General features: G+C 71.8%; 19 protein-coding genes and 1 pseudogene. 10 read left to right on the top strand and 10 right to left on the bottom strand.

What is annotated here, in order from left to right; all coding sequences use genetic code 11:
- Positions 1–119 precede the first annotated feature (119 nt).
- Positions 120–752, top strand: coding sequence for a nucleoside/nucleotide kinase family protein (locus tag KYY02_RS29520; protein ID WP_371243277.1), 633 nt, complete (start codon positions 120–122; stop codon positions 750–752).
- A 63-nt stretch (positions 753–815) separates the two neighbouring features.
- Here the strand turns inward: KYY02_RS29520 and KYY02_RS29515 are convergent, their stop codons facing one another.
- The 3 genes and pseudogenes from KYY02_RS29515 to KYY02_RS29505 form a co-directional block, all read right to left on the bottom strand.
- Positions 816–1,934 (bottom strand): magnesium and cobalt transport protein CorA, encoded by a 1,119-nt coding sequence (locus KYY02_RS29515; RefSeq protein WP_371243275.1) that lies wholly within the window; start codon positions 1,932–1,934, stop codon positions 816–818.
- Between the two features lie 162 nt (positions 1,935–2,096).
- Entirely contained in the window at positions 2,097–2,198 is a 102-nt protein-coding gene (locus KYY02_RS29510; protein WP_371243291.1) for a hypothetical protein, read from the bottom strand.
- A 53-nt stretch (positions 2,199–2,251) separates the two neighbouring features.
- A pseudogene (locus KYY02_RS29505) lies at positions 2,252–3,133 on the bottom strand (pseudouridine-5'-phosphate glycosidase); the annotation flags it as partial.
- 102 nt (positions 3,134–3,235) lie between these two features.
- Between KYY02_RS29505 and KYY02_RS29500 the strand changes: the two are divergent.
- On the top strand, positions 3,236–3,664 hold the full coding sequence (locus KYY02_RS29500) for a VOC family protein (protein WP_371243273.1): 429 nt from the start codon (positions 3,236–3,238) through the stop codon (positions 3,662–3,664).
- A gap of 159 nt (positions 3,665–3,823) precedes the next feature.
- Here the strand turns inward: KYY02_RS29500 and KYY02_RS29495 are convergent, their stop codons facing one another.
- Both KYY02_RS29495 and KYY02_RS29490 read right to left on the bottom strand, forming a co-directional pair.
- Positions 3,824–4,378, bottom strand: coding sequence for a methylated-DNA--[protein]-cysteine S-methyltransferase (locus KYY02_RS29495; RefSeq protein ID WP_371243271.1), 555 nt, complete (start codon positions 4,376–4,378; stop codon positions 3,824–3,826).
- A gap of 54 nt (positions 4,379–4,432) precedes the next feature.
- A complete protein-coding gene (locus KYY02_RS29490) occupies positions 4,433–5,305 on the bottom strand; it encodes a glycerophosphodiester phosphodiesterase (protein ID WP_371243269.1) in 873 nt (290 codons plus the stop codon).
- A 279-nt stretch (positions 5,306–5,584) separates the two neighbouring features.
- Between KYY02_RS29490 and KYY02_RS29485 the strand changes: the two genes are divergently transcribed.
- From KYY02_RS29485 to aroQ, 6 genes are all read left to right on the top strand, one after another.
- Positions 5,585–6,448: an MHYT domain-containing protein gene (locus KYY02_RS29485; protein ID WP_371243267.1), complete on the top strand. Its 864-nt coding sequence runs from the start codon at positions 5,585–5,587 to the stop codon at positions 6,446–6,448.
- Between the two features lie 40 nt (positions 6,449–6,488).
- Positions 6,489–8,639 (top strand): excinuclease ABC subunit UvrB, encoded by a 2,151-nt coding sequence (gene uvrB, locus KYY02_RS29480; RefSeq protein WP_371243265.1) that lies wholly within the window; start codon positions 6,489–6,491, stop codon positions 8,637–8,639.
- A gap of 134 nt (positions 8,640–8,773) precedes the next feature.
- Positions 8,774–9,352, top strand: a complete 579-nt coding sequence (locus KYY02_RS29475) for a TerD family protein (protein ID WP_371243263.1) — start codon at positions 8,774–8,776, stop codon at positions 9,350–9,352.
- A 71-nt stretch (positions 9,353–9,423) separates the two neighbouring features.
- Positions 9,424–11,385: a TerD family protein gene (locus tag KYY02_RS29470; protein WP_371243261.1), complete on the top strand. Its 1,962-nt coding sequence runs from the start codon at positions 9,424–9,426 to the stop codon at positions 11,383–11,385.
- 287 nt (positions 11,386–11,672) lie between these two features.
- Positions 11,673–12,674: a TerC/Alx family metal homeostasis membrane protein gene (locus tag KYY02_RS29465; RefSeq protein ID WP_371243259.1), complete on the top strand. Its 1,002-nt coding sequence runs from the start codon at positions 11,673–11,675 to the stop codon at positions 12,672–12,674.
- 368 nt (positions 12,675–13,042) lie between these two features.
- A complete protein-coding gene (gene aroQ, locus KYY02_RS29460) occupies positions 13,043–13,516 on the top strand; it encodes a type II 3-dehydroquinate dehydratase (RefSeq protein ID WP_371243257.1) in 474 nt (157 codons plus the stop codon).
- A gap of 55 nt (positions 13,517–13,571) precedes the next feature.
- Here aroQ and KYY02_RS29455 read toward each other — a convergent pair whose 3' ends face one another.
- Together KYY02_RS29455 and KYY02_RS29450 are read right to left on the bottom strand one after the other, a co-directional pair.
- Positions 13,572–14,228, bottom strand: a complete 657-nt coding sequence (locus KYY02_RS29455) for an MBL fold metallo-hydrolase (RefSeq protein WP_371243255.1) — start codon at positions 14,226–14,228, stop codon at positions 13,572–13,574.
- 40 nt (positions 14,229–14,268) lie between these two features.
- Positions 14,269–14,958, bottom strand: a complete 690-nt coding sequence (locus KYY02_RS29450; RefSeq protein WP_371243253.1) for a maleylpyruvate isomerase family mycothiol-dependent enzyme — start codon at positions 14,956–14,958, stop codon at positions 14,269–14,271.
- A gap of 223 nt (positions 14,959–15,181) precedes the next feature.
- Between KYY02_RS29450 and uvrA the strand changes: the two genes are divergently transcribed.
- Positions 15,182–18,193: an excinuclease ABC subunit UvrA gene (gene uvrA / locus KYY02_RS29445; protein ID WP_371243251.1), complete on the top strand. Its 3,012-nt coding sequence runs from the start codon at positions 15,182–15,184 to the stop codon at positions 18,191–18,193.
- 59 nt (positions 18,194–18,252) lie between these two features.
- On the opposite strand, the gene KYY02_RS29440 is transcribed toward uvrA, so the two are convergent.
- Positions 18,253–19,170 (bottom strand): carbohydrate kinase family protein, encoded by a 918-nt coding sequence (locus tag KYY02_RS29440; RefSeq protein ID WP_371243249.1) that lies wholly within the window; start codon positions 19,168–19,170, stop codon positions 18,253–18,255.
- Entirely contained in the window at positions 19,167–20,246 is a 1,080-nt protein-coding gene (locus KYY02_RS29435) for a LacI family DNA-binding transcriptional regulator (RefSeq protein WP_371243247.1), read from the bottom strand. The genes KYY02_RS29440 and KYY02_RS29435 overlap by 4 nt, the downstream gene beginning before the upstream one ends.
- A 337-nt stretch (positions 20,247–20,583) precedes the next feature.
- On the opposite strand from KYY02_RS29435, the gene KYY02_RS29430 reads away from it, so the two are divergent.
- Positions 20,584–21,003 carry a Rieske (2Fe-2S) protein gene (locus KYY02_RS29430; protein ID WP_371243245.1) on the top strand — a complete coding sequence of 140 codons (420 nt, stop codon included), beginning with the start codon at positions 20,584–20,586 and terminating at the stop codon, positions 21,001–21,003.
- A 26-nt stretch (positions 21,004–21,029) separates the two neighbouring features.
- On the opposite strand, the gene KYY02_RS29425 is transcribed toward KYY02_RS29430, so the two are convergent.
- Complete coding sequence (locus KYY02_RS29425; protein ID WP_371243243.1) at positions 21,030–21,977, bottom strand: hypothetical protein; 948 nt, start codon at positions 21,975–21,977, stop codon at positions 21,030–21,032.
- Between the last annotated feature and the right edge of the window lie 130 nt (positions 21,978–22,107).

Here is a 22,107-nt window from a genome sequence, read left to right as displayed (position 1 = left end):
GAACGTCCAGGGACGTCGGACGCCCCGGGCGACGCACGGCTCCGCCGGACGCCGGACGCCGGACGCGTACCGCCGGGAGAGCCGCGCGGCCGGACCCGCCGTCGGCGCATCATGGCCGTGTGCGACTCGAAGCGATCACCTGGGACCGGCTCGGCGACCTCCTCGCCGAGCGCCTGCTGGAGCTGGAGACGGCCGACGGCGGTCCCTGGCCGAGGGTCGCCCTCGACGGAGCCCCCGCCGCGCGTCCGGGAGACCTCGCCGAGCGGGTCGCCGAGGCGCTTCGGATACGCGGCCGGCCCTCCCTGGTCGTCGGCGCCGAGGGCTTCCTGCGGCCCGCCTCCGTCCGGCTCGAGTACGGCCGCCAGGACCTGGAGTCCTACTACGGCGGCTGGTACGACACCGGCGCCCTCTGGCGTGAGGTGTTCGGCCCCCTCGAACCCGGCGGGAGCGGACGTGTCCTGCCCGACCTGTGGGATCCCGTCACCGACCGCGCCACCCGCAGCCCCTATGCCCGGCTCCCTCCCGGTGGCGTGCTGCTGCTGCACGGCCCCCTTCTCCTGCGCCACTGGTTCCCCTTCGACCTGAGCGTCCACGTCCTCCTCTCCCCGGGCGCCCTGCGCCGTCGTACCGCCGAGGCCGAGCAGTGGACCCTCCCCGCCTTCGAGCGCTACGCGCAGGAGACCGACCCCGCCGGTACGGCCGACGTGCTGGTACGGGCCGACGACCCCCGCCGGCCGGCCTGGAACGGCTGACCCCGCCTCGTCCCCCGGACCGGGGGCGTCCGCGCCGGGACGCCCGCCCGCGGAGGACCGGCCTCAGAGCCAGCGGCTGCGCCGGAACGCCCGGTACAGCAGCAGGCACGCCACGGACGTCACCCCGATGACCATGCCGTAGCCGTACCTCCAGTGCAGCTCCGGCATGTGGTCGAAGTTCATGCCGTACACGCCGCAGACCATCGTCGGCACCGCCACGATCGCCGCCCAAGCGGTGATCTTGCGCATGTCCTCGTTCTGCGCGACCGTGACCTGCGCCAGATGCGCCTGGAGAATGGAGTTCAGCAGCTCGTCGAAGGCGGCTATCTGCTCCTTCGCCCGCGACAGATGGTCCGAGACGTCGCGGAAGTACGTCTGTATCTCCGGGGCGACCACCCGGATCGGCTGTGTGGCGAGCTCCTCCAGCGGTCTGTCCAGCGGCACCACGGCCCGCTTCAGTTCGAGGAGTTCGCGCTTGAGCTGGTAGATGCGGCCGGGATCGACCCGTGCGCCGTGCCCCGCGAACACGTCCGTCTCGATCCGGTCCATGTCCTCCTGGACCGAGTCGATGACGGTCAGGTAGTCGTCGACCACATGGTCCGCGATCGCGTGCAGCACCGTGGACGGGCCCTGGGCGAGCTGCTCGGGATCGGACTCCAGCCCCTCGCGCAGCGGCCCCAGCGAGCCGTGCCGGCCGTGCCGCACCGTGATCACGAAGTCCTTGCCGAGGAACACCATGATCTCGCCGGTGTCCACCACCTCGCTGTTCGCGGTGAGTCTCTCGTGCTCGACGTAGCAGACCGTCTTGAAGACGGCGAACAGCGTCTCCCCGTACCGCTCCAGCTTGGGTCGCTGGTGGGCCTCGACCGCGTCCTCCACCGCCAGCGGGTGCAGGTCGAACAGTTCCACGACGTCGGCGAACTCCCGGGTGGTCGGCTCGTGCAGCCCCAGCCAGACGAAACCCTCCCCGCTCCTGCGCACCCGCCGCACCGCGTCCACCAGGTCCCCGCGCGCGCCGGTGCGACGACCGTCCCGGTACGTCACACAGTTGACCACCGAGGAGCCCAGCGGGGAGCGGGCCGGATGACTCAGGTCCACACGGGGCCGCCGCCGGGCCGCCCGGCGCAGCCCGCCGCCCCTGCCCAGGCCCGTGACCTTCCGCAGATTCCCTGCCATGGACATCCGGTTCTCCTTGCGTGATTCCTCCGCGCTGTCCTGTTCCCCGCGCTCCGGCCGTCAGTCTGCCAGCCCTGGGCGAGCCGCGTGCGGACCTGTGGGCAGGGGGCATTCCGCTTTGTTCCCGCCTGTGGACAAAGGGAGTGCACCCGTCGCGGGGCCCGTTCGTCAGCCGGGTGCCGGCGGGTGGCCCCCTATGTGTTCCACCGCCTGAGCGCCCGCCCGGCAGCCCTCCTCCGCCGCCTGCTCCGGGCCGGCGCCCGCGAGCAGGGCCGCGAGGAACGCGCCCGTGAACGCGTCACCGGCACCCGTGGTGTCCCGGGGGACGCCGCGACCCGCGCGGCCGGACGCACGTTGCCCCGGACCGCCGCCAGGTTCGCGGCGGGGGAGGCGCCGCCGGTGTGGCGGACCAGGTGGTCGGGCAGGAACGGCGTGACCGTCTGACCGGTGACACCCTCCGTCTCGCACGCGCGCAGTGCCTCGCCGAGCACGCGCGCGTGCAGCCCGGGATCCAACTGCTCCGCCTCGGGAACGGGGTTGGCCACGACCAGGGCCGACCCGGCCCCGCCCAGCGCGTCCTGCGCCCGCATGGCCTCCGCCACCTGCGCCGGAGTGTCCAGCCGCCAGTCCACGGGCTGCCCGGAGTCGGACAGATGGAAGCCGGGGAAGCGGTCCGTGCCGTACCCGGCGACCGCCACCTCCGGTGTCTTCAGCCGCTGCAGGGTCGCGGGCACGTCCAGGACCGACTTCACGCCCGCGCACACCACGGTGATCCGCGTCCGCGCCAGCAGGCCGAGATCGGCCGACTCGTCCTGGGCCACCGTCCACTGCCGGTGCACGCCGCCGGGCCCTCCGGTGGCGAACACCCGTATGCCCGCGAGCGCTGCCAGCAGGGCAGTGGTCGCCCCGCTCGCCCCGGCGGCCACCGCGAGCGGCAGATCACGGTGGCCCGGCTTGCGGATGCCGTCCTCGTCGGCGCCCCGTTCCCACTGCTCCTCGTCCAGGCCGACCCGGGGCCGCCCGTCCAGCACGGCGATCGTCGCCGGCACCGCGCCCTCCTGCCGTACGGCCGCCTCCAGCTCCAGTGCCACCCGGAGACTGCGCGGCCGGGGCAGCCCGTGGGCGATGATCGTGGACTCCAGGGCCACCACCGGGCGACCCCCGGCGATCGCCTCCCGTACCTCTTCGGACATCATGAGCACCACGCGTCTGCCTCCTGTCCGCCGGTTCTCCCTCATCTCCGGCGGGCCGGGCACCGGGCCAAACCCCCTTGCGTGCCGTCACGGCCGTCGCGGAGGCTGGGAGCCATGACGGACAACACCACTCGCCTCGACCACGTCGTCCTGTGGGTGAACGACCCCATCGCCGCCGCCGGCTTCTACGAGAAGGCCGTGGGCCTGGAGCCCCTCAGGCTCACCGAGTACTCCGTCGGCGAGGCGCCGTTTCCCTCGGTACGGGTGAACGAGGAGACGATCCTCGACCTCATGCCGCGGGCGAAGGCGGAACGCATGGGCATGGTCCCCGGCGCCGCGGAGAGCTCGGGGCATCCCGTGAACCACGTCTGTCTGTCGCTGGCGGCCTCGGACTTCGACGCTCTGCGCAGCCGGCTGGACGAGGGCTCCGTACCGGTGTCGGACGTCTCGCGCGGTTCCTTCGGGGCGCGGGGGCCGGCCCGGCGCAGCTTCTACTTCCGGGACCCGGACGGCAACGTGTTCGAGGCGCGGCACTACGACTGACCGGAGGTCCTGTACCACCTGTGTCGGCGCCGGCGGGGGTGGTCGCGCGGCCCGGCGCTTGCAGGGTGCCGTCGCGCCCGCCCTCCACCGCTTCCGGCTTCGCTCGGGCGGGAGGCGCCCTCACCGCCCCGACGGCACGACTGCCCGCGGATCGCGAGGTCAGAACAGGGGGGCGGGGAGAACGCCCTCCAGGGCGAGGAGGCGGCGTTTGGTCTCCAGGCCGCCGCCGAAGCCGCCGATGCCCCCGCCGCTCTCCACCACCCGGTGGCACGGCACGACCACCGGCAACGGGTTCGCGCCCATCGCCATGCCCACGGCCTGGGCCGCCCCGGGCCGGCCGACCCGCCGGGCCAGATCGCCGTACCCGACGACCGAGCCGAACGGCACCCCGGTGGCCAGCTCCCGCAGCACCTGGCGGTTGAAGCCCGAGATCAGCGACCAGTCCAGCGGCAGTCCGAAGTCCCGCCGCTCACCCGCGAAGTACGCCTCGACCTGGCGTACCGCCTCGGCCAGCGGCGGGGAGCCGGGCTCCTCGACGGGCTCGGTGCCGAGCCGCGACGCCAACCGCTCCAGCGCACTGCCGCGTACCTCGTCGGTGGCGTGGAACACGACGTTGACCAGACCCTCACGGGTCGCGGCCAGCAGCAGCGGGCCGATACCGGTGCCGACGACGGCCCACACCACCCGTTGTTCGTACCGCCCATGGCTGTCCACGCCCCCCACCGTACGGCCCGCCACCGACAACGCCCCGAAGCGCGGGCGGACGCCTCAGCCGCGCACCGCGTCCCGCACCACGTCAGGGGTGTTGGTGATGATCCCGTCGACCCCGAACCCGGCGACCCGCCGGGCGGCGGCCGCGCCGTTCACGGTCCAGGTGCACACCTCCAGCGGCTTGCCGTGCGCCCCCTTGAGGGCGTGCACGGCGGCGACGTAACCGGCGGAGAGGGAACCGTACGAGGGATTGATCTGATCGGTGAAGGCCGCGTACGCGGGCAGGTCCGCCACGGGCGGCTTCCCGAGGAAGCCCGTCTTCACCGCGGGCTGCAGATCGTGGACCGCCCGTACGCTGTCCGCGCTGAAGCTCTGTACGACCAGCCGGTCCTGCACATGACTGCGGTCCAGCCAGCCCTCGTCGCCCAGCACCTTGACGATCTGCCGCTCTATGCCGGGATACAGCCGAGGGTTCTTGATCTCCAGCAGCAGCTTCTGCCGGTGCTGCTCGACGCGGTGCACGAACTGTTCCAGCGTCGGCACGCGCGCGCCCGCGTACGCGGAGCCGAACCAGCTGCCCGCGTCCAGCCGGGCGATCTCCGCGGCGGTGAAGTCCTTCACCCTCCACGGAGCCCGGCCGGGGAAGACCTTCTCGACGTCGGTGGTGCGCCGGAGGCTGTCGTCGTGCAGGACGACCAGTTCACCGTCCCGGGTGCGCTGGACGTCGTTCTCCACCCAGTCGACGCCGAGCGCGGCGGCCCGGTCGACGGCCGCCAGGGTGTTCTCGGGCGCGTACGCGGACGCGCCCCGGTGGGCTATCACCAGGGGCCGCGCGGAGTCCTCCGCGGCCCGCGCGGGGGAGAGCGGCAGCAGGAGGGCGGCGGTGCCCAGGAGCGCGGCGGTCGAGGCGGTGACAGAGCGTGCGTTCATGCGTACTCCTCGCGTCGGGCGATCACGGTCGGCTCCACTCTGGCAGCAGAGGGTCGACGTGAGGCGAGTGCGGGATGGCCGCGGATTGAACGGTGCCGCCCGGACTCCGCACACTGGTGCCACACACCTGGGGCGAGGGCGTGTTTCTTTGCCGGGAAGTCGTTCGACCGTTCCGGTGGGGGTCATACTCTCTGCGTCGTTCCTGGCCGCCTCCGCGGCGCCGGGAGGGGGGGACATCGGGGCGTTGCGGGACACACGGGTCGGAAAGGGCAGCCGCGCATGCACGGCACGGTCGACGGATTCAGCTACGGCCTGGTCACACCGTTGGTGGCCTTCCTCATGGCCTGTCTCGGCGGCGCCCTGGGCCTGCGCTGCACCGCCAGGGCCATCAGGGTGTCCCGCTCCTGGCGCCCCGGCTGGCTCGCCCTGGGGGCCGTGACCATCGGCTCCGGCATATGGACGATGCACTTCGTCGCGATGACCGGCTTCACCGTCGAGGGCACGCCGATCCACTACGACCGGCCGATCACGTTCGCGAGTCTGGCCGTCGCCGTCGTCATGGTGGGCATCGGGATCTTCATCGTCGGCTACCAGGGCGCCTTCGGAACGGCCCTGTTCACCGGTGGCACGATCACCGGCCTCGGCATCGCCTCGATGCACTACCTCGGCATGGCGGGGATGAACCTCGACGGACACCTGGAGTACGACGTCCCGACGGTCGCCGTGTCCGTCGCCATCGCCATGACCGCCGCCAGCGCCGCCCTGTGGGCGGCCGGGCAGGTGCGGGGCTTCCTGTGGAGCGTGGGCGCCAGCGTCGTCATGGGGCTCGCGGTCACCGGGATGCACTACACCGGCATGGCCGCGCTCGAGGTGCACGTCCACGGAACGGCCGAGCCCGTCGCGGGGGAGCCGGCGGCCGCCCTGCTCGGGCCGATGATGGTCGGACCGCTCGCCTTCCTCGTCCTCGCGGGCGTCGTGGTGCTCTTCGATCCGCTGATGGTCGCCGGCGGGCCCGCCACGCCCCCCGCCGAGCACAAGCCCGGCGTCCCCGCCCACTCCCCGGCCCACCGCGCTCCGGCACGCTCGCGGCTGCGGGCCCGCGGTCCCGTGGAACACCGCTCCCGGATCCCGCAGCGCCGCTGACCGCGGACCCGTTGTCAGTGGGGGGCCGTACGGTGGGTACATGCGGCCCGTTTCCCAGATCGAACGCACGGTGGCGCCCTTCGAGGTCGTCAGCCCCTACCAGCCGAGCGGCGACCAGCCGGCGGCCATCGCCGACCTCGCCCGGCGCATCGAAGCAGGTGAGAAGGATGTCGTCCTGCTCGGCGCGACCGGCACCGGCAAGTCCGCCACCACCGCGTGGATGATCGAGAAGCTCCAGCGGCCCACCCTGGTCATGGCGCCGAACAAGACCCTGGCGGCCCAGCTGGCCAACGAGTTCCGCGAGCTGCTGCCGAACAACGCGGTCGAGTACTTCGTCTCGTACTACGACTACTACCAGCCCGAGGCGTACGTCCCGCAGTCGGACACCTACATCGAGAAGGACTCCTCGATCAACGAGGAGGTCGAGCGGCTGCGCCACTCCGCGACCAACTCGCTGCTGACCCGCCGCGACGTCGTCGTGGTCGCCTCCGTCTCCTGCATCTACGGCCTGGGCACCCCGCAGGAGTACGTGGACCGCATGGTCCCCCTGCGCGTCGGTGACGAGCACGACCGCGACGAGCTGCTGCGCCGTTTCGTGGACATCCAGTACACGCGCAACGACGTGGCCTTCACGCGCGGCACCTTCCGCGTCCGCGGCGACACCGTCGAGATCTTCCCGGTCTACGAGGAGCTCGCCGTCCGTATCGAGATGTTCGGCGACGAGATCGAGGCGCTGTCCACGCTCCACCCGCTCACCGGGGAGATCGTCAGCGACGACCAGCAGTTGTACGTCTTCCCGGCCTCCCACTACGTCGCGGGCCCCGAGCGGCTGGAGCGCGCGGTCAACGACATCGAGAAGGAGCTCGGCGAGCGCCTGACCGAGCTGGAGAGGCAGGGCAAGCTCCTGGAGGCCCAGCGCCTGCGCATGCGCACCACGTACGACATCGAGATGCTCCGCCAGATCGGCTCCTGCTCCGGCGTGGAGAACTACTCGATGCACTTCGACGGCCGCGCCCCCGGCTCCCCGCCGAACACCCTGCTGGACTACTTCCCGGACGACTTCCTCCTCGTCATCGACGAGTCGCACGTCACCGTCCCGCAGATCGGTGCCATGTACGAGGGCGACGCCTCCCGCAAGCGCACCCTCGTCGACCACGGTTTCCGGCTCCCCTCCGCCCTGGACAACCGACCGCTGAAGTGGGAGGAGTTCCAGGAGCGCGTCGGCCAGACCGTCTACCTGTCGGCCACCCCCGGACAGTACGAGCTCTCCCGCTCGGACGGCTTCGTCGAGCAGATCATCCGTCCCACCGGCCTCGTCGACCCCGAGGTCGTGGTCAAGCCCACCGAGGGCCAGATCGACGACCTGGTGCACGAGATCCGCACCCGCGTGGAGAAGGACGAACGCGTCCTGGTCACCACGCTCACCAAGAAGATGGCCGAGGACCTCACCGACTACTTCCTGGAACTCGGCATCCAGGTGCGCTATCTGCACAGCGACGTCGACACCCTGCGCCGGGTCGAGCTGCTGCGGGAGCTGCGCAGCGGCGAGTACGACGTCCTCGTCGGCATCAACCTGCTGCGCGAGGGCCTCGACCTGCCCGAGGTGTCCCTGGTCGCCATCCTCGACGCCGACAAGGAGGGCTTCCTGCGCTCGGGCACCTCCCTGATCCAGACCATCGGCCGCGCGGCGCGCAACGTCTCGGGCCAGGTCCACATGTACGCCGACAGGATCACCCCGGCGATGGAGAAGGCCATCGACGAGACCAACCGCCGCCGGGAGAAGCAGGTCGCGTACAACCGGGCGAACGGGATCGACCCGCAGCCCCTGCGCAAGAAGATCAACGACATCGTCGCCCAGATCGCCCGCGAGGACATCGACACCGAGCAGCTGCTCGGCTCGGGCTACCGCCAGGCCAAGAAGGACGGCGGCGGCACCAGGACGCCCGTGCCCTCCCTGGGCGCCAAGGCGGCCAAGGGCGCGAAGAGCGCCAAGGGCGCCCGGGGCAAGGCCGCCGAGACCGTGCCGACCGACCGTCCCGCCGCCGAGCTCGCCGAGCAGATCGAGGAGCTCACCACGCGGATGCGGGCTGCCGCGGCGGACCTGCAGTTCGAGATCGCGGCCCGGCTGCGCGACGAGGTGTCCGAGATGAAGAAGGAACTGCGGCAGATGCAGGAGGCCGGCCTGTCCTGACGGCCGGGCACGCCATGTGTTGCAAGAACGACACAAAGCGCGAACCGGGGTACGTCGCCGTCAGCGCCCCTGCGTAGGGTTCTGGCAACCGCGATCGCGCGGTAACAGGGGAAGTCCGAGAGGGGAATCAGCGCGTGACCGTCAACATGACCAAGGGTCAGGCCATCAGTCTGCAGAAGAACGACGGCGGCAGCCTGACCGCGGTGCGCATGGGTCTCGGCTGGCAGGCGGCTCCCCGCCGCGGCCTGTTCGGCTCGCGCACCCGGGAGGTCGACCTGGACGCCTCGGCCGTCCTGTTCGCGGACAAGCAGCCGGTCGACGTCGTCTTCTTCCGCCACCTGGTGAGCGACGACGGCTCGGTGCGCCACACCGGTGACAACCTCGTCGGCGGTGTCGGCCAGGGCGGCGACGACGAGGCCATCCTCGTCGACCTCTCGCGTGTCCCGGTCCACATCGACCAGATCGTCTTCACCGTGAACTCCTTCACGGGCCAGACCTTCCAGGAGGTGCAGAACGCGTTCTGCCGCCTCGTCGACGAGACCAACGGCCAGGAACTCGCCCGCTACACGCTGGCCGGCGGCGGCGCCTACACGGCCCAGATCATGGCGAAGGTGCACCGCTCCGGTACCGGCTGGGCGATGACGGCCCTCGGTAACCCGGCCAACGGCCGCACCTTCCAGGACCTGATGCCGGCGGTCCTGCCGGTCCTCTAGGCGCCGCACCCGAGGCCGGGCCGGGGGGCCGGGGGACGACACATCACACACGACGCAGGGGGGCGAAGGCGATGACGGCCGAGCTGGTGCGGGGACAGAACCACCCGCTCGCCCGGTCCCGTCTGGAGATCCGGGTCTCGGCCGGCACACCGGTCGTGGCCGCGGCCGCGCTCGGCGACGAGAACGGCCGGATCCACGGAGCGGAATGGGTGGCCCACCCGGGCGCACCCACCCGGCCCGGTCTGGAGGTGTCGCGTCAGGCGGCCGCCGACCACCGTCTCGCGGTGGACCTGGACGCGATGACGGGCGCGGTCCACCGCGTCAGTGTGCTGCTCGCCCTGCCCGCCCCGGGCAGCGGCCCGGGCCCTGCCCGGTTCGGCGCCGTGGCGGCCCCCTTCGTCGCCGTCACCGGCCTGGACGGCAGCGGGATCGCCGGCTACACCATCACGGGCCTGGAGACCGAGTCGGCCCTCGTCGCGCTGGAGCTCTACCGGCGACAGGGCGCCTGGAAGGTGCGTGCCGTCGGCCAGGGGTACGCGGGCGGCCTGGCCGACCTCCTCACCGACCAGGGCCTGCCCGAGGCCGTACGGCTCGCGGGCACCATCAACGAGGCGGTCGCGCGGGGCCTCGCCCGCTCCGTGCAGGCGCCCCCGCCCCGCCCGGTCGACGGCGACCGCTCCCGGCGGCCGACCACCCCCACGGTCGGCTCCGACCAGGGCGGCACCGCAGCGCAGGGCGCGCCCGGTCCCGTACCGCCGTTGTATGCCGGGCCGCGGCCGGCGTACGGCGGAACCGGTGTCGCGGACCCGTCCGCCACCACCGGCGGCCCGATCGACTACAGCCACCCCGGCCGGCGGAACTCCGCACCATCACCGCCCACCGCACCACCCGGGCAGCCCGCGCAGCCCGTGGCGGGGGACGCGACCGGCTGGTCCATGGAGGAGAGGCTCTACAACCAGGTCTGGGGCATGTTCGAGGACCTGGCCCGCACCACCGCCGCCTACCGCAGCGCCGTCGACTTCGCCGAGTCCCGCATGGACAAGGAGCTGGAGCAGACCCTGTCCGACCCGCGCAGCCGGATCGGCGGTCAGGGCGACGCCGTGCGCGAGGCCGCCCGGGCCCGGCACGCACAGCTCGTCGACCAGGCGAGGGAAGTCCTCGACCGGGACCTCGCCCGGCTCGTCGCCGAGGCCGACGTCGTCGAACCCGCACTGCCCCCTGCCCTCGCCCGCTGGGACAACCCCGCCTGGCACGCCTACCGGGTGCCGGTGGAGATGCCCATGGCGCTGCGCCTGGGCGATCTGCGGCTGCCGGAGGCCGACCGGATCCGGATCCCGATGCTGCTCCGGCTGCCGCTGGAGCGCGGCCTGTGGATCGACAGCGGACGGGCCGGCCCGGCCGACGGACCGTTCACCGACTCCCACGACATGCGGCGCCTCGCCATGGAGACGGCGGTGACGCACGCGGCGCGGCTGCTCGCCGTCCACCCGGCGGGCGAGTTCACCGTGCACGTCGTCGACCCGGCCGGATCGGGTGCGCAGCCGCTGGCACCGTTGACGCGGAGCGGCGTGCTGACGGCTCCGCCCGCCCAGGGCGCCACGGGTGTGGCGGAGGTGCTGGGCCGGCTCACGCAGCGGGTCGACCTGGTGCAGATGGCGCTGCGCGGAGGCGCCCCGGACGCGCTGCCGCCCGGCTTCGACACCTCCCAGCACCTGCTGATCGTCAATGACTTCCCGCACGGTTTCGACGACCGGGCCGTGAACCAGTTGCGCTACCTCGCCGACGAGGGCCCGTCCGTCGGGGTCCATCCGATGATGGTCGCCGACCGCGAGGAGTCCGCGGGCCACGGCCCGCTCCTCGACCCGCTGTGGCGTTCGCTGCTGCGACTGACCCCCGTGCCCGACGACCACCTGGCCGACCCGTGGGTAGGACACGCCTGGACCTACGAGCCGCCGCTCGTGCCACCGGGCAGCCAGGTCCTCCACCAGGTGCTCACCCAGGTCGCGGCGGCCCGCCGTTCATGGGACAGGTGACACCTCCACACCCTTGACCAAGATCGAGTAAAGTCCCTCCACCTGGGGCTTTGTGGCTTTCTTTACTTTCCTCTTTACCAACCCTTGGTGATTCAGTACTGTTGACCGCACGGAGGGGAGTACTCCCTGTCTGTGCGGCGACCCCGTCAATACGGATCAGGCCAGATCCCGGGGCGTCGGCCCGAAGGACCGTCCGGACGCAGTCGAGCGCCGGAGGCCCGGGTGGAAGAGACCTCCGGCAGCGACGACGCTGACATTTGCCGTGTGACGTACCTGCCGGAGGCGCAGTGGATGTTTCCCTGACCCTATGGGTCCTGACGATCGTGGGCCTGTGCGCCCTCATCGCGGCCGACTTCTTCATCGGTCGTAAACCGCATGACGTGTCCATCAAGGAAGCCGGGATCTGGACCATCGTCTGGATCGTCCTGGCCGCGCTCTTCGGGCTGGGCCTGCTGATCTGGGGCGGAGGACAGGCCGGAGGCGAGTTCTTCGCCGGCTACATCACCGAGAAGTCGCTGAGCGTCGACAACCTCTTCGTCTTCGTCCTGATCATGGCGAAGTTCGCGGTGCCGTCGCAGTACCAGCAGCGGGTGCTCCTCATCGGCGTCCTCATCGCCCTGGTGCTGCGCGCGATATTCATCGCCGCCGGCGCGGCGATCCTCGCCAGCTTCTCCTGGGTGTTCTACATCTTCGGCGCCTTCCTGATCTGGACCGCCTGGAAGCTCGTCCAGGAGGCCCGGGCCGCCGAGGAGGACGAGGAGTACGAGGAGAACAAGCTGCTCAAGGCCGCCGAGCGCCGCTTCGGCGTGGCCGACCGATACCACGGCACCAAGCTGTGGATCGAGCAGAACGGCAAGCGGGTCATGACCCCGATGCTCGTCGTCATGCTCGCCATCGGCACCACGGACGTCCTGTTCGCACTCGACTCGATCCCCGCGATCTTCGGCCTGACCCAGGACCCGTACATCGTGTTCACGGCGAACGCGTTCGCGCTGATGGGCCTCAGGCAGCTGTACTTCCTCATCGGCGGCCTGCTGAAGAAGCTGGTCCACCTGTCCTACGGCCTGTCGATCATCCTCGGCTTCATCGGCGTGAAGCTGGTGCTGCACGCACTGCACGAGTCCGGGGTGCACGTACCCGAGATCAGCATCCCGGTCTCGCTGGGCGTGATCTGCGCGGTCCTGATCGTCACCACGGTCACCAGCCTGTGGGCGACCCGCAGGAAGGCGGAGGCCGAAGCCGCAGCAGACCGGGGCGAGAGCCCCGTGAAGAGCGACATCGACGTCTGACCCCGTCGACACCGGAACGCCGGTACCGGGAGCGGAGGTCGGCGCATCGCCGACCACCGCTCCCGGTCTCCTCTGTCCCCGCCCCTCGTCACGGAGCTGGCGCTCAACCCCTAGGGGGAGGGTCGGCGGCACGCGACCGCACGCCGCCCGACGGCGTGGGACCGGGGTCTCCCCCGTGGTTCGCGGCCGCCCGGGGACCCAGGCCCCCGGGCGGCACACGGGCAGTACCGGGCAGTCCCGGACCACGACCGTGCGGTCACCCGGTGCGGGCCCGGTCAGGGCTCGACGACCGTGCGCCGCACCGTGATAAACCGGTCCGAGCAGCGGTTCCGGCGAGGACCGCCCCACCCCGACGGACCGGAGGAACCGTGCCCCGCAACCTGGCCAGCGCCCCCATCATGATCCTCAACGGCCCCAACCTGAACCTGCTGGGACAGCGCCAGCCGGAGATCTACGGCTCCGACACGCTCGCCGACGTGGAGGCGATGTGCGCCGAGGCGGCGGCGGCGCGGGGCGGCACGGTGGATCTGCGCCAGTCCAACCACGAGGGCCGGTTGGTGGACTGGATCCACGAGGCGCGGCTGGACCACTGCGGGATCGTCATCAACCCCGGTGCCTACTCGCACACCTCCGTCGCCCTCCTGGACGCCCTCAACGCCTGTGACGGCCTGCCCGTGATGGAGGTCCACATCTCCAACATCCACCGGCGCGAGTCCTTCCGCCACCACTCCTACGTCTCCCTGCGCGCCGACGGGGTCATCGCGGGATGCGGGGTGCAGGGGTACGTGTTCGCGGTGGAGCGGATCGCGGCGCTGGCCGGCCCGGGAGCGGCCAAGGCGTAGGCCCCGCGCTCGCCGGGACCCGAGCACGGTGGGCGGGGGCTCGCAGGAGCCGCGCTCACCAGCCCCGCGCGCGCCACTCCGGCAGACGCGGGCGTTCCGCGCCCAGGGTGGTGTCGTCGCCGTGTCCGGGATAGACCCAGGTCTCGTCCGGGAGGACATCGAAGATCTTGGTCTCGACGTCATGGATCAGACTGGCGAACGCCTTCGGGTCCTCGTGGGTGTTGCCCACACCGCCCGGGAACAGGCAGTCCCCGGTGAACACATGCGGATGCCCGTGGGGGTCGTCGTAGACGAGGGCGATCGAGCCGGGCGTGTGCCCGACCAGACGGCGGGCGGTGAGCTCCACCCGGCCCACGCAAAGGACGTCGCCGTCGTCGACCGGCACGTCGGTCGGTACGGGGATGCCTTCGGCGTCCTCCCGGCCCGCGTGGGTGCGGGCGCCGGTGGCCGCGACGACCTCGGCCAGCGCCTGCCAGTGGTCGCCGTGCCGGTGGGTGGTGACGACGGACGCGATGCCGTCGTCACCGATCGTCCCCAGCAGGGTCCTTGCGTCGTTGGCCGCGTCGATCAGCAACTGCTCGTCGGTGGCCCGGCAACGCAGCAGATAGGCGTTGTTGTCCATGGGGCCGACCGCGACCTTGGTGATCATCAGGTCCTTGAGTTCGTGCACGTCGGCTGGGCCGCCGACCGTCACCCGACCGCTGTACGTCATGACCAGCAGCCTATAGCGGGAACCCGTGCGGGACAGGTTGCTACAGCGGGGGGACCGACGGGAGGGCACCGCCCTCGACCGTCAGGGCGGCGCCGTCCCGACGGCCGGACAGCCAGCCGAGCAGGTCGGCGGCCGTCCCCTCGACCGCGATCGGGCCGCCGTCCGCTCCGCCCCCGGTCGTGCGGACCCTGCCGTCCACGGTGGCCAGGGCGGTCGACGGCACGTCCGGGTGACCGGCGAACCGCGCCGCGAGGAAGTCGATCTCCCGCTCCGTGAACTCCGCCGGCAGGTCCTCCAGCTCGTAACCGATCCCGAGGTCCACGTGGTGCAGCTCCACCTCGGCCCACCGGCGGAACGGCACCCGCTCCGCCCGGTCGGTGACCCCGTTGCGCAGCTCCACCGTGCGCGACCAGTCCGCCGGGGCCTCGCCCATCGCGCGGAAGCGCTCCGCGCTCTCGCGCACGTCGGCGAGCTGCGCGTCGAGGGGGCGCGGCGCGTCCCGCTCGATATCGGCGTCCCGGGCCTCGCCGGACACGTACATGGGGCGGCCCTCGAGGACGTTCACCAGGGCGTCGGCGTTGCGGGCCAGATGAGCCAGGACGTGGCCCCGGGTCCAGCCGGGCAGCCGTGACGACTGTGTCACAGCCGTGTCGTCCAGTGCGGCGACCGCAGCGAGCAGCCGCTCGGTCGCCGCTTGTACAGACGCCAGGTCATCAGCGTGATCAATCATGGGGCCGACCCTAGTCCCGTCACACGATCGGGTGAAGGTGGCGAAGCCGCACCCTGAATCGAATGCGTGTGCCATATGGTCGTGTCCGGCGTCGGGCATGCTGGAGAACCGGGGTTTGTTGGCAACCCGTGAAACCGAACCGGCGTTGTCAGTGGCTCCCCCTAGTCTGAGGAAGACGGGGGCTTCGCCCCTGTGACCTCTCTCAAGAAAGGTGCGGACCGGCGTGGCCGACCGTCTCATCGTTCGTGGAGCGCGCGAGCACAACCTCAAGAACGTCTCGCTCGATCTCCCGCGCGACTCGCTCATCGTCTTCACGGGCCTGTCGGGGTCGGGCAAGTCCTCGCTGGCCTTCGACACGATCTTCGCCGAGGGACAGCGGCGCTACGTGGAGTCGCTCTCCTCGTACGCCCGGCAGTTCCTCGGCCAGATGGACAAGCCGGACGTCGACTTCATCGAGGGTCTGTCCCCGGCGGTCTCCATCGACCAGAAGTCGACCTCCCGCAACCCGCGCTCCACGGTCGGCACCATCACCGAGGTCTACGACTACCTGCGCCTGCTCTTCGCGCGCATCGGCAAGCCGCACTGTCCCGAGTGTTCCCGGCCGATCTCGCGCCAGTCGCCGCAGGCCATCGTCGACAGGGTCCTGGAGCTGCCCGAGGGCAGCCGCTTCCAGGTGCTCTCCCCGCTGGTGCGCGAGCGCAAGGGCGAGTTCGTCGACCTCTTCTCCGACCTCCAGACCAAGGGTTACTCCCGCGCGCGGGTGGACGGCGAGACGATCCAGCTCTCCCACCCGCCCACGCTGAAGAAGCAGGAGAAGCACACCGTCGAGGTGGTCGTCGACCGCCTCACGGTCAAGGACAGTGCCAAGCGCCGCCTCACCGACTCCGTCGAGACCGCCCTCGGCCTGTCCGGCGGCATGGTCGTGCTCGACTTCGTCGACCTCCCCGAGGACGACCCCGAGCGCGAGCGCATGTACTCCGAGCACCTGTACTGCCCTTACGACGACCTGTCCTTCGAGGAGCTCGAGCCGCGCTCCTTCTCCTTCAACTCGCCCTTCGGCGCCTGCCCCGAGTGCACCGGCATCGGCACGCGCATGGAGGTCGACCCCGAGCTGATCGTCCCCGACCCGGACAAGAGCCTCGACGAGGGCGCCATCCACCCGTGGTCGCACGGCCAGACCAAGGACTACTTCGCCCGTCTGATCGGCGCCCTCGCGGACGCGCTGGGCTTCCGCACCGACATCCCGTTCGCGGGCCTGCCGCAGCGCGCCAAGAAGGCCCTGCTGCACGGCCACAAGACCCAGGTCGAGGTCCGCTACCGCAACCGCTACGGCCGCGAGCGCCGGTACACCACGGCCTTCGAGGGCGCCGTCCCCTTCGTCAAGCGCCGGCACAGCGAGGCCGAGAGCGACGCCGGCCGCGAGCGCTTCGAGGGCTACATGCGCGAGGTGCCCTGCCCCGCCTGTGAGGGCACCCGGCTCAAGCCGGTCGTCCTCGCCGTCACGGTCATGGGCAAGTCCATCGCCGAGGTCTCCGGGATGTCCATCAGCGACTGCGCCGAGTTCCTGGGCGAGCTCAAGCTCACCACCCGCGACAAGAAGATCGCCGAGCGCGTGCTCAAGGAGGTCAACGAGCGGCTGCGGTTCCTGGTCGACGTCGGCCTGGACTACCTCTCGCTCAACCGCGCGGCGGGCACGCTCTCCGGTGGCGAGGCCCAGCGCATCCGCCTGGCCACCCAGATCGGCTCCGGGCTCGTCGGCGTGCTCTACGTCCTCGACGAGCCCTCCATCGGCCTGCACCAGCGCGACAACCACCGGCTGATCGAGACCCTGGTCCGGCTGCGCGACATGGGCAACACGCTCATCGTGGTGGAGCACGACGAGGACACCATCAAGGTCGCCGACTGGATCGTCGACATCGGTCCCGGCGCCGGCGAGCACGGCGGCAAGGTCGTGCACAGCGGCTCCCTGAAGGAGCTGCTCGCCAACGCCGAGTCGCAGACCGGCCAGTACCTGTCCGGCAAGAAGGCCATCCCGCTGCCCGACGTCCGCCGCCCGCACGACCCGTCGCGCCGGCTCACGGTGCACGGCGCCCGCGAGAACAACCTCCAGGACATCGACGTGTCCTTCCCGCTGGGCGTCTTCACGGCTGTCACCGGTGTGTCCGGCTCCGGCAAGTCCACGCTGGTCAACGACATCCTGTACACCCACCTCGCCCGCGAGCTGAACGGCGCCCGCAGCGTCCCCGGCCGGCACACGCGCGTGGACGGCGACGACCTCGTCGACAAGGTCGTCCACGTCGACCAGTCGCCCATCGGCCGCACCCCACGCTCCAACCCGGCGACGTACACGGGTGTCTTCGACCACGTCCGCAAGCTGTTCGCCGAGACCACCGAGGCGAAGGTCCGCGGCTACCTGCCCGGCCGCTTCTCCTTCAACGTCAAGGGCGGCCGCTGCGAGAACTGCGCGGGCGACGGCACCATCAAGATCGAGATGAACTTCCTCCCGGACGTGTACGTTCCGTGCGAGGTCTGCCACGGCGCCCGGTACAACCGGGAGACCCTGGAGGTCCACTACAAGGGCAAGTCCATCGCCGACGTCCTGAACATGCCGATCGAAGAGGCCATGCACTTCTTCGAGGCCGTCCCGGCCATCGCCCGTCACCTGAGGACGCTCAACGACGTCGGTCTCGGCTACGTCCGGCTCGGCCAGTCCGCGACCACCCTGTCCGGCGGCGAGGCGCAGCGCGTGAAGCTCGCCAGCGAGCTGCAGAAGCGCTCCACCGGCCGCACGGTCTACGTGCTGGACGAGCCGACCACCGGTCTGCACTTCGAGGACATCAGCAAGCTGCTGAAGGTCCTGTCCGGCCTGGTCGACAAGGGCAACACGGTCATCGTCATCGAGCACAACCTCGACGTGATCAAGACCGCCGACTGGGTCGTCGACATGGGCCCCGAGGGCGGTTCCGGCGGCGGCCTGGTCGTCGCGGAGGGCACCCCGGAGCAGGTCGCCGGCGTTCCGGCCAGCCACACCGGCAAGTTCCTGCGGGACATTCTGGGAGCGGAGCGGATCAGCGACGCCGCGCAGGTGCGGACCCCGCGCAGGGCGGCGAGGAAGACGGTCGCCGCCGGGGCCACCACCAGGAAGACGGCCACCAGGACGGTCGACGGCACGGCCGCCAAGAAGACGGCCACCAAGGCCGCCGCCAAGAGGACGACGCGGGCGACCAAGGGCTGACCGGCCCGCACCGACACGCGCCGTGCCGCACGGGGACCCCGTACGGCACGGCGCGCGCGTCAGGCGGTGTCCGGCTCCAGTTCACGGGCGTACGGCGGCTCCGCGCCCGCGCGTGAGCAGGTGATCGCGGCCGCCCGCGCCGCGAAGCCGAGCAGGTTCTCCCAGCCCTCACCGCCCAGCGCGGCCATACCCGCGTCACTGAGCGCGTCCCGCGCGGCGAGGCCGTGCAGCAGTGCCGCGTTCACCGTGTCACCGGCACCGATCGTGTCCACCACCTCGACCCGCTCACCCGGCACGGCGTACTCGCCGCCCTCGCGGGTGAACACGGTCAGTCCGTCGCCGCCCCGGGTGACCACGACCGCCGCCGGACCGGCCGCCAGCCACTCCTTCGGGGACCCGCCGAGCCAATCGGCGTCCTCCGCGGACAGCTTCAGCAGCGACACCGACGGCAGCCAGCTCCGGAACCGGGCCCGGTAGGCGCCCGGGTCGGGGATGAGGCCCGGACGGATGTTGGGGTCCAGTGCGGTGAAGACACCCCGCGCGGAGGCGGCCCGCATCAGCTCCTCGTACGCGCTCGCGCCCGGCTCCAGCACCAGCGAGCAGGTCCCGAAGGACACCGCGCGGGTCCCGGCCGGCAACGCGGCGGGGGCCGTGAACAGCCGGTCCGCGGTCCCCTCCACATAGAAGGAGTACGCCGCCGAGCCGTCCGTGCCGACCGTGGCGACGGCCAGCGTCGTCGGCTCGTCGCCGCGCTGCACCGACGACACGTCCACACCGGTCTCCCGCAGCCGGTCCAGCAGCGCCGCACCGAAGGCGTCCCGCGACACCCGCGAGCAGAACGCGGCGGGGGAGCCGAGGCGGCCCAGCGCCACGGCGGTGTTGAACGGGCCGCCGCCGAGCGCCGGCGTCAGCGCCGCGAGCGCACCCGCACCGCGCGGTACCAGGTCGATCAGTGCCTCACCGGCTACGACGATCACGAGGGGGTTCCTTCCGTCGGAAGATCGGGACTCTCGGGCTGCCCGGTCCGCTCCGGTCCGTCCGGGCAGCCGCAGGAGGTGCGGTGCACGAAGACGGACGGGAGCCGTTCGGTCCGCGCGGGACGGTCCGGTTCGGCGAGGCGGTCCAGGAGGACGCGTACGGCCCGGGCGCCGATGTCCCTGCTGGGCTGCGCGATCGCCGTGAGGCGGGGTGTGAACAGATCCGCCCACGCGAAGTCGTCGAAACAGCACAGCGCGATGTCCCCGGGTACGGACAGGCCGTGCGTCCGCAGGGCACGAAGCGCCCCGATCGTCATGGCGCTGTCGGCGGTGACCAGCGCGGTGGGACGCGGGCCGGAGGACAGCAGGGCGGCGGTGGCCCGCTCCGCACCCGCCGACTCCGAGTGACCGCGCACCAGCAGCCGTTCGTCGTACGGCAGCCCGGAGGCGGCGAGTCCGTGCCGGTACCCGGTGATCCGCTCGGCGGTCGTGCTGAGCCCTGGCCGCCCCGCGACCAGGGCGATACGACGGTGTCCCAGACCGGAGAGATGAGTGACCAGCCGGGCCGTCGGTTCCGTGCTCTCGGCGCACACCTGGTCGAAACGGGGCCCCTCGCCGTCCTCCGGCATGTCGACCAGCCGGTCCAGGAAGACGGCCGGCACCCGGTGACGTCCGAGGTAGGCGAGCAGCTCGCGCGGTTGCGCGGAGGGCGCGACGATCACGCCCTCCACACGGCGCTCGTGCAGCAGCTGGACGACCTTGCGTTCGTGCGCCGGATCGTCGTGCGGATCGGCGATGAGGAGGCTGTAGCCGTGCTCCAGGGCGGCGGCCTCGACGCCCTGGAGGATCTCCGTGAAGTACGGATTGCTGATCGCGGACACCGCCAGCCCGATCGAGCGGGTGCGGGAGGTCACCAGGGAGCGGGCCAGGGTGTTGGGGGTGTAGCCGAGTTCCTCGATGGCGTCGAGGACTGCTCGACGGGTGTGGGGGAGCACCGGACGGGTGTCGTTCAGGACATGGGAGACGGTCGCCACGGAGACGCCCGCGCTGAGTGCCACGTCCGCCATGGTCGCCATGGGGACTCTCCTTCGACGCCGGTGCGCATCACGTACTGGGGTGGGACCGTATCCCATGCGGCGGCTGGGCGTAAACGCTTGCGCAAGCGTTTACGCGAACGTTTGCGCCGTCGCGTTCGCGCGGGCCGGGGGAGATCGCGCGGTCCGGCGCTCACGGGGTGCATCCGCCGCGCTCGGCTTCGCTCGAGCGGAGGGGCCTCATCGCCCTGCGGTACGACTGCCCGCGGGAGCGGGAGCGGAGGCGCGGTCGTCCTCACCCGCCGGTGATCGGTGCGGTCGGCCCCGGTATCGTCCCCGGTGTCCAGCCCTGCACCGCCGTCCCACCCGTGGAGCCCGCATGTCCGCCCGACCCGCCGCGAGCCGCCGTACCGTCCTGCGGGGCGCGGCCCTCACCTCCGTCGCCGGACTGGGGCTCACCGCGTGCGGAAGGACCGAGGAGGGCCCCGCGCGGCTGACCGGTCCCACCGAGCTGGGCCCCGAGAGCGAGGTCCCCGAGAACGGCACGAGGCTGTACCGGGACCACAACGTCGTGGTCAGCCGGAGCGAGGACGGCACCCTCAAGGCGTACGACACCGTCTGCACCCACGCGGGATGCCCCATCAACAAGCTCGAGGGCACGAAGCTGATCTGTCCCTGCCACGGCAGTGAGTTCGACGCCACCACCGGAAAGGCGCTGCGCGCGCCGGCGGTGGCCCCCCTGAAGGCGATGGCCGTCGAGGTGAAGAACGGCACGATGGTCGCCAGGCCGCAGGCCTGACCGCGGTCCGGCCGGCCGGACCGCGGTCAGGCCCAGTCCCAGGCGATCCCCACATAACCCGACCGCACGCGCGGTTCCACCAGGTGGACCGAGCGGTGCCGTCCGCTGGGCGCCAGCTCCTGGTGGCCGCCGCGCGGTGCCGCCGCCGAATGCTGGGTGAACCGGTGGCAGCGCACCGGGAGCGCCTCGGAGCCGAAGCGGACCTGGAGCGCGTACTGGCCGCCGGGCGACTCCGTCCCGCGCACGTACTCGTACGAGACGCCCGCCGTGCCGTCCTCGACGGCGTAGCGGAAGAGGAAGGTGTCACCGGTCCGCAGCCGGGTGTCGAAGAGCAGCTCGGCCGCGAGCACCCCGGTGTCGTGGTGCCAACGGACGCGTCCGGTACGGCAGTTCTCCAGGGCGTGCACGGTCATCCGTTCCGGCGTGGCCCCGGGGTCGCCGTGGTGGACGGCCACGTAGCGGTCGACGCCGTCCCGGTGCGCGCGCACGATGTGGTGCGACTCGCGCTCCGCCAGTTCGCGGCTCGCCCCGATGCGTATCCGCTCGTGGTGACCCAGGGTGCGCAGTCCGCCGTCGCGCGGGACGCCGAGCTGGGCCAGCAGCCGTTCCCGTACGCCCGAGGCCTCGACGAGGGAGCGGTGGGACCGCCCGGCGGAGTGCCGGGACGGCGTGTGCCGGTCCGGCTCGGCGAGCAGCCGGATCAGCGACTCCTCCGGCAGTTGCAGGATCTCCTCCAGAGCCCGCACGGCGCGCAGCGACTCCGGACGTTGCGGGCGGCGGGCCCCCTGCTGCCAGTAACTCAGGCTGGTGACACCGACCCTCACGCCGTGGCGCGACAGATGATGCTGCACCCGCTGCAACGGCAGTCCCCGCGCGGCGATCGCCGCCCGCAGGGCGACGTGAAAGGGGCCGCCGCGCAGGGCCGAGTCCAGTTCCGCGGTGACGGCGTCCGCGTGTGGTGTGGCGTGCGGCATGCAGGGGCCTTTCTGTGAAGTCCGCGACGGCGGGTCGGACCGTCGCGCGGGCGCCCCGGAGCCGCCCCGCCGGCGCGGCGGAGCCTTCACATCCGTACGCCGTCGCTCAGGGGCCGGAGTTCCCCCGCAT

The organism is Streptomyces pimonensis, from assembly GCF_041380215.1.
GTDB classification, from domain to species: domain Bacteria; phylum Actinomycetota; class Actinomycetes; order Streptomycetales; family Streptomycetaceae; genus Streptomyces; species Streptomyces pimonensis.
This window is presented reverse-complemented; position numbering and strand designations above follow the sequence as displayed.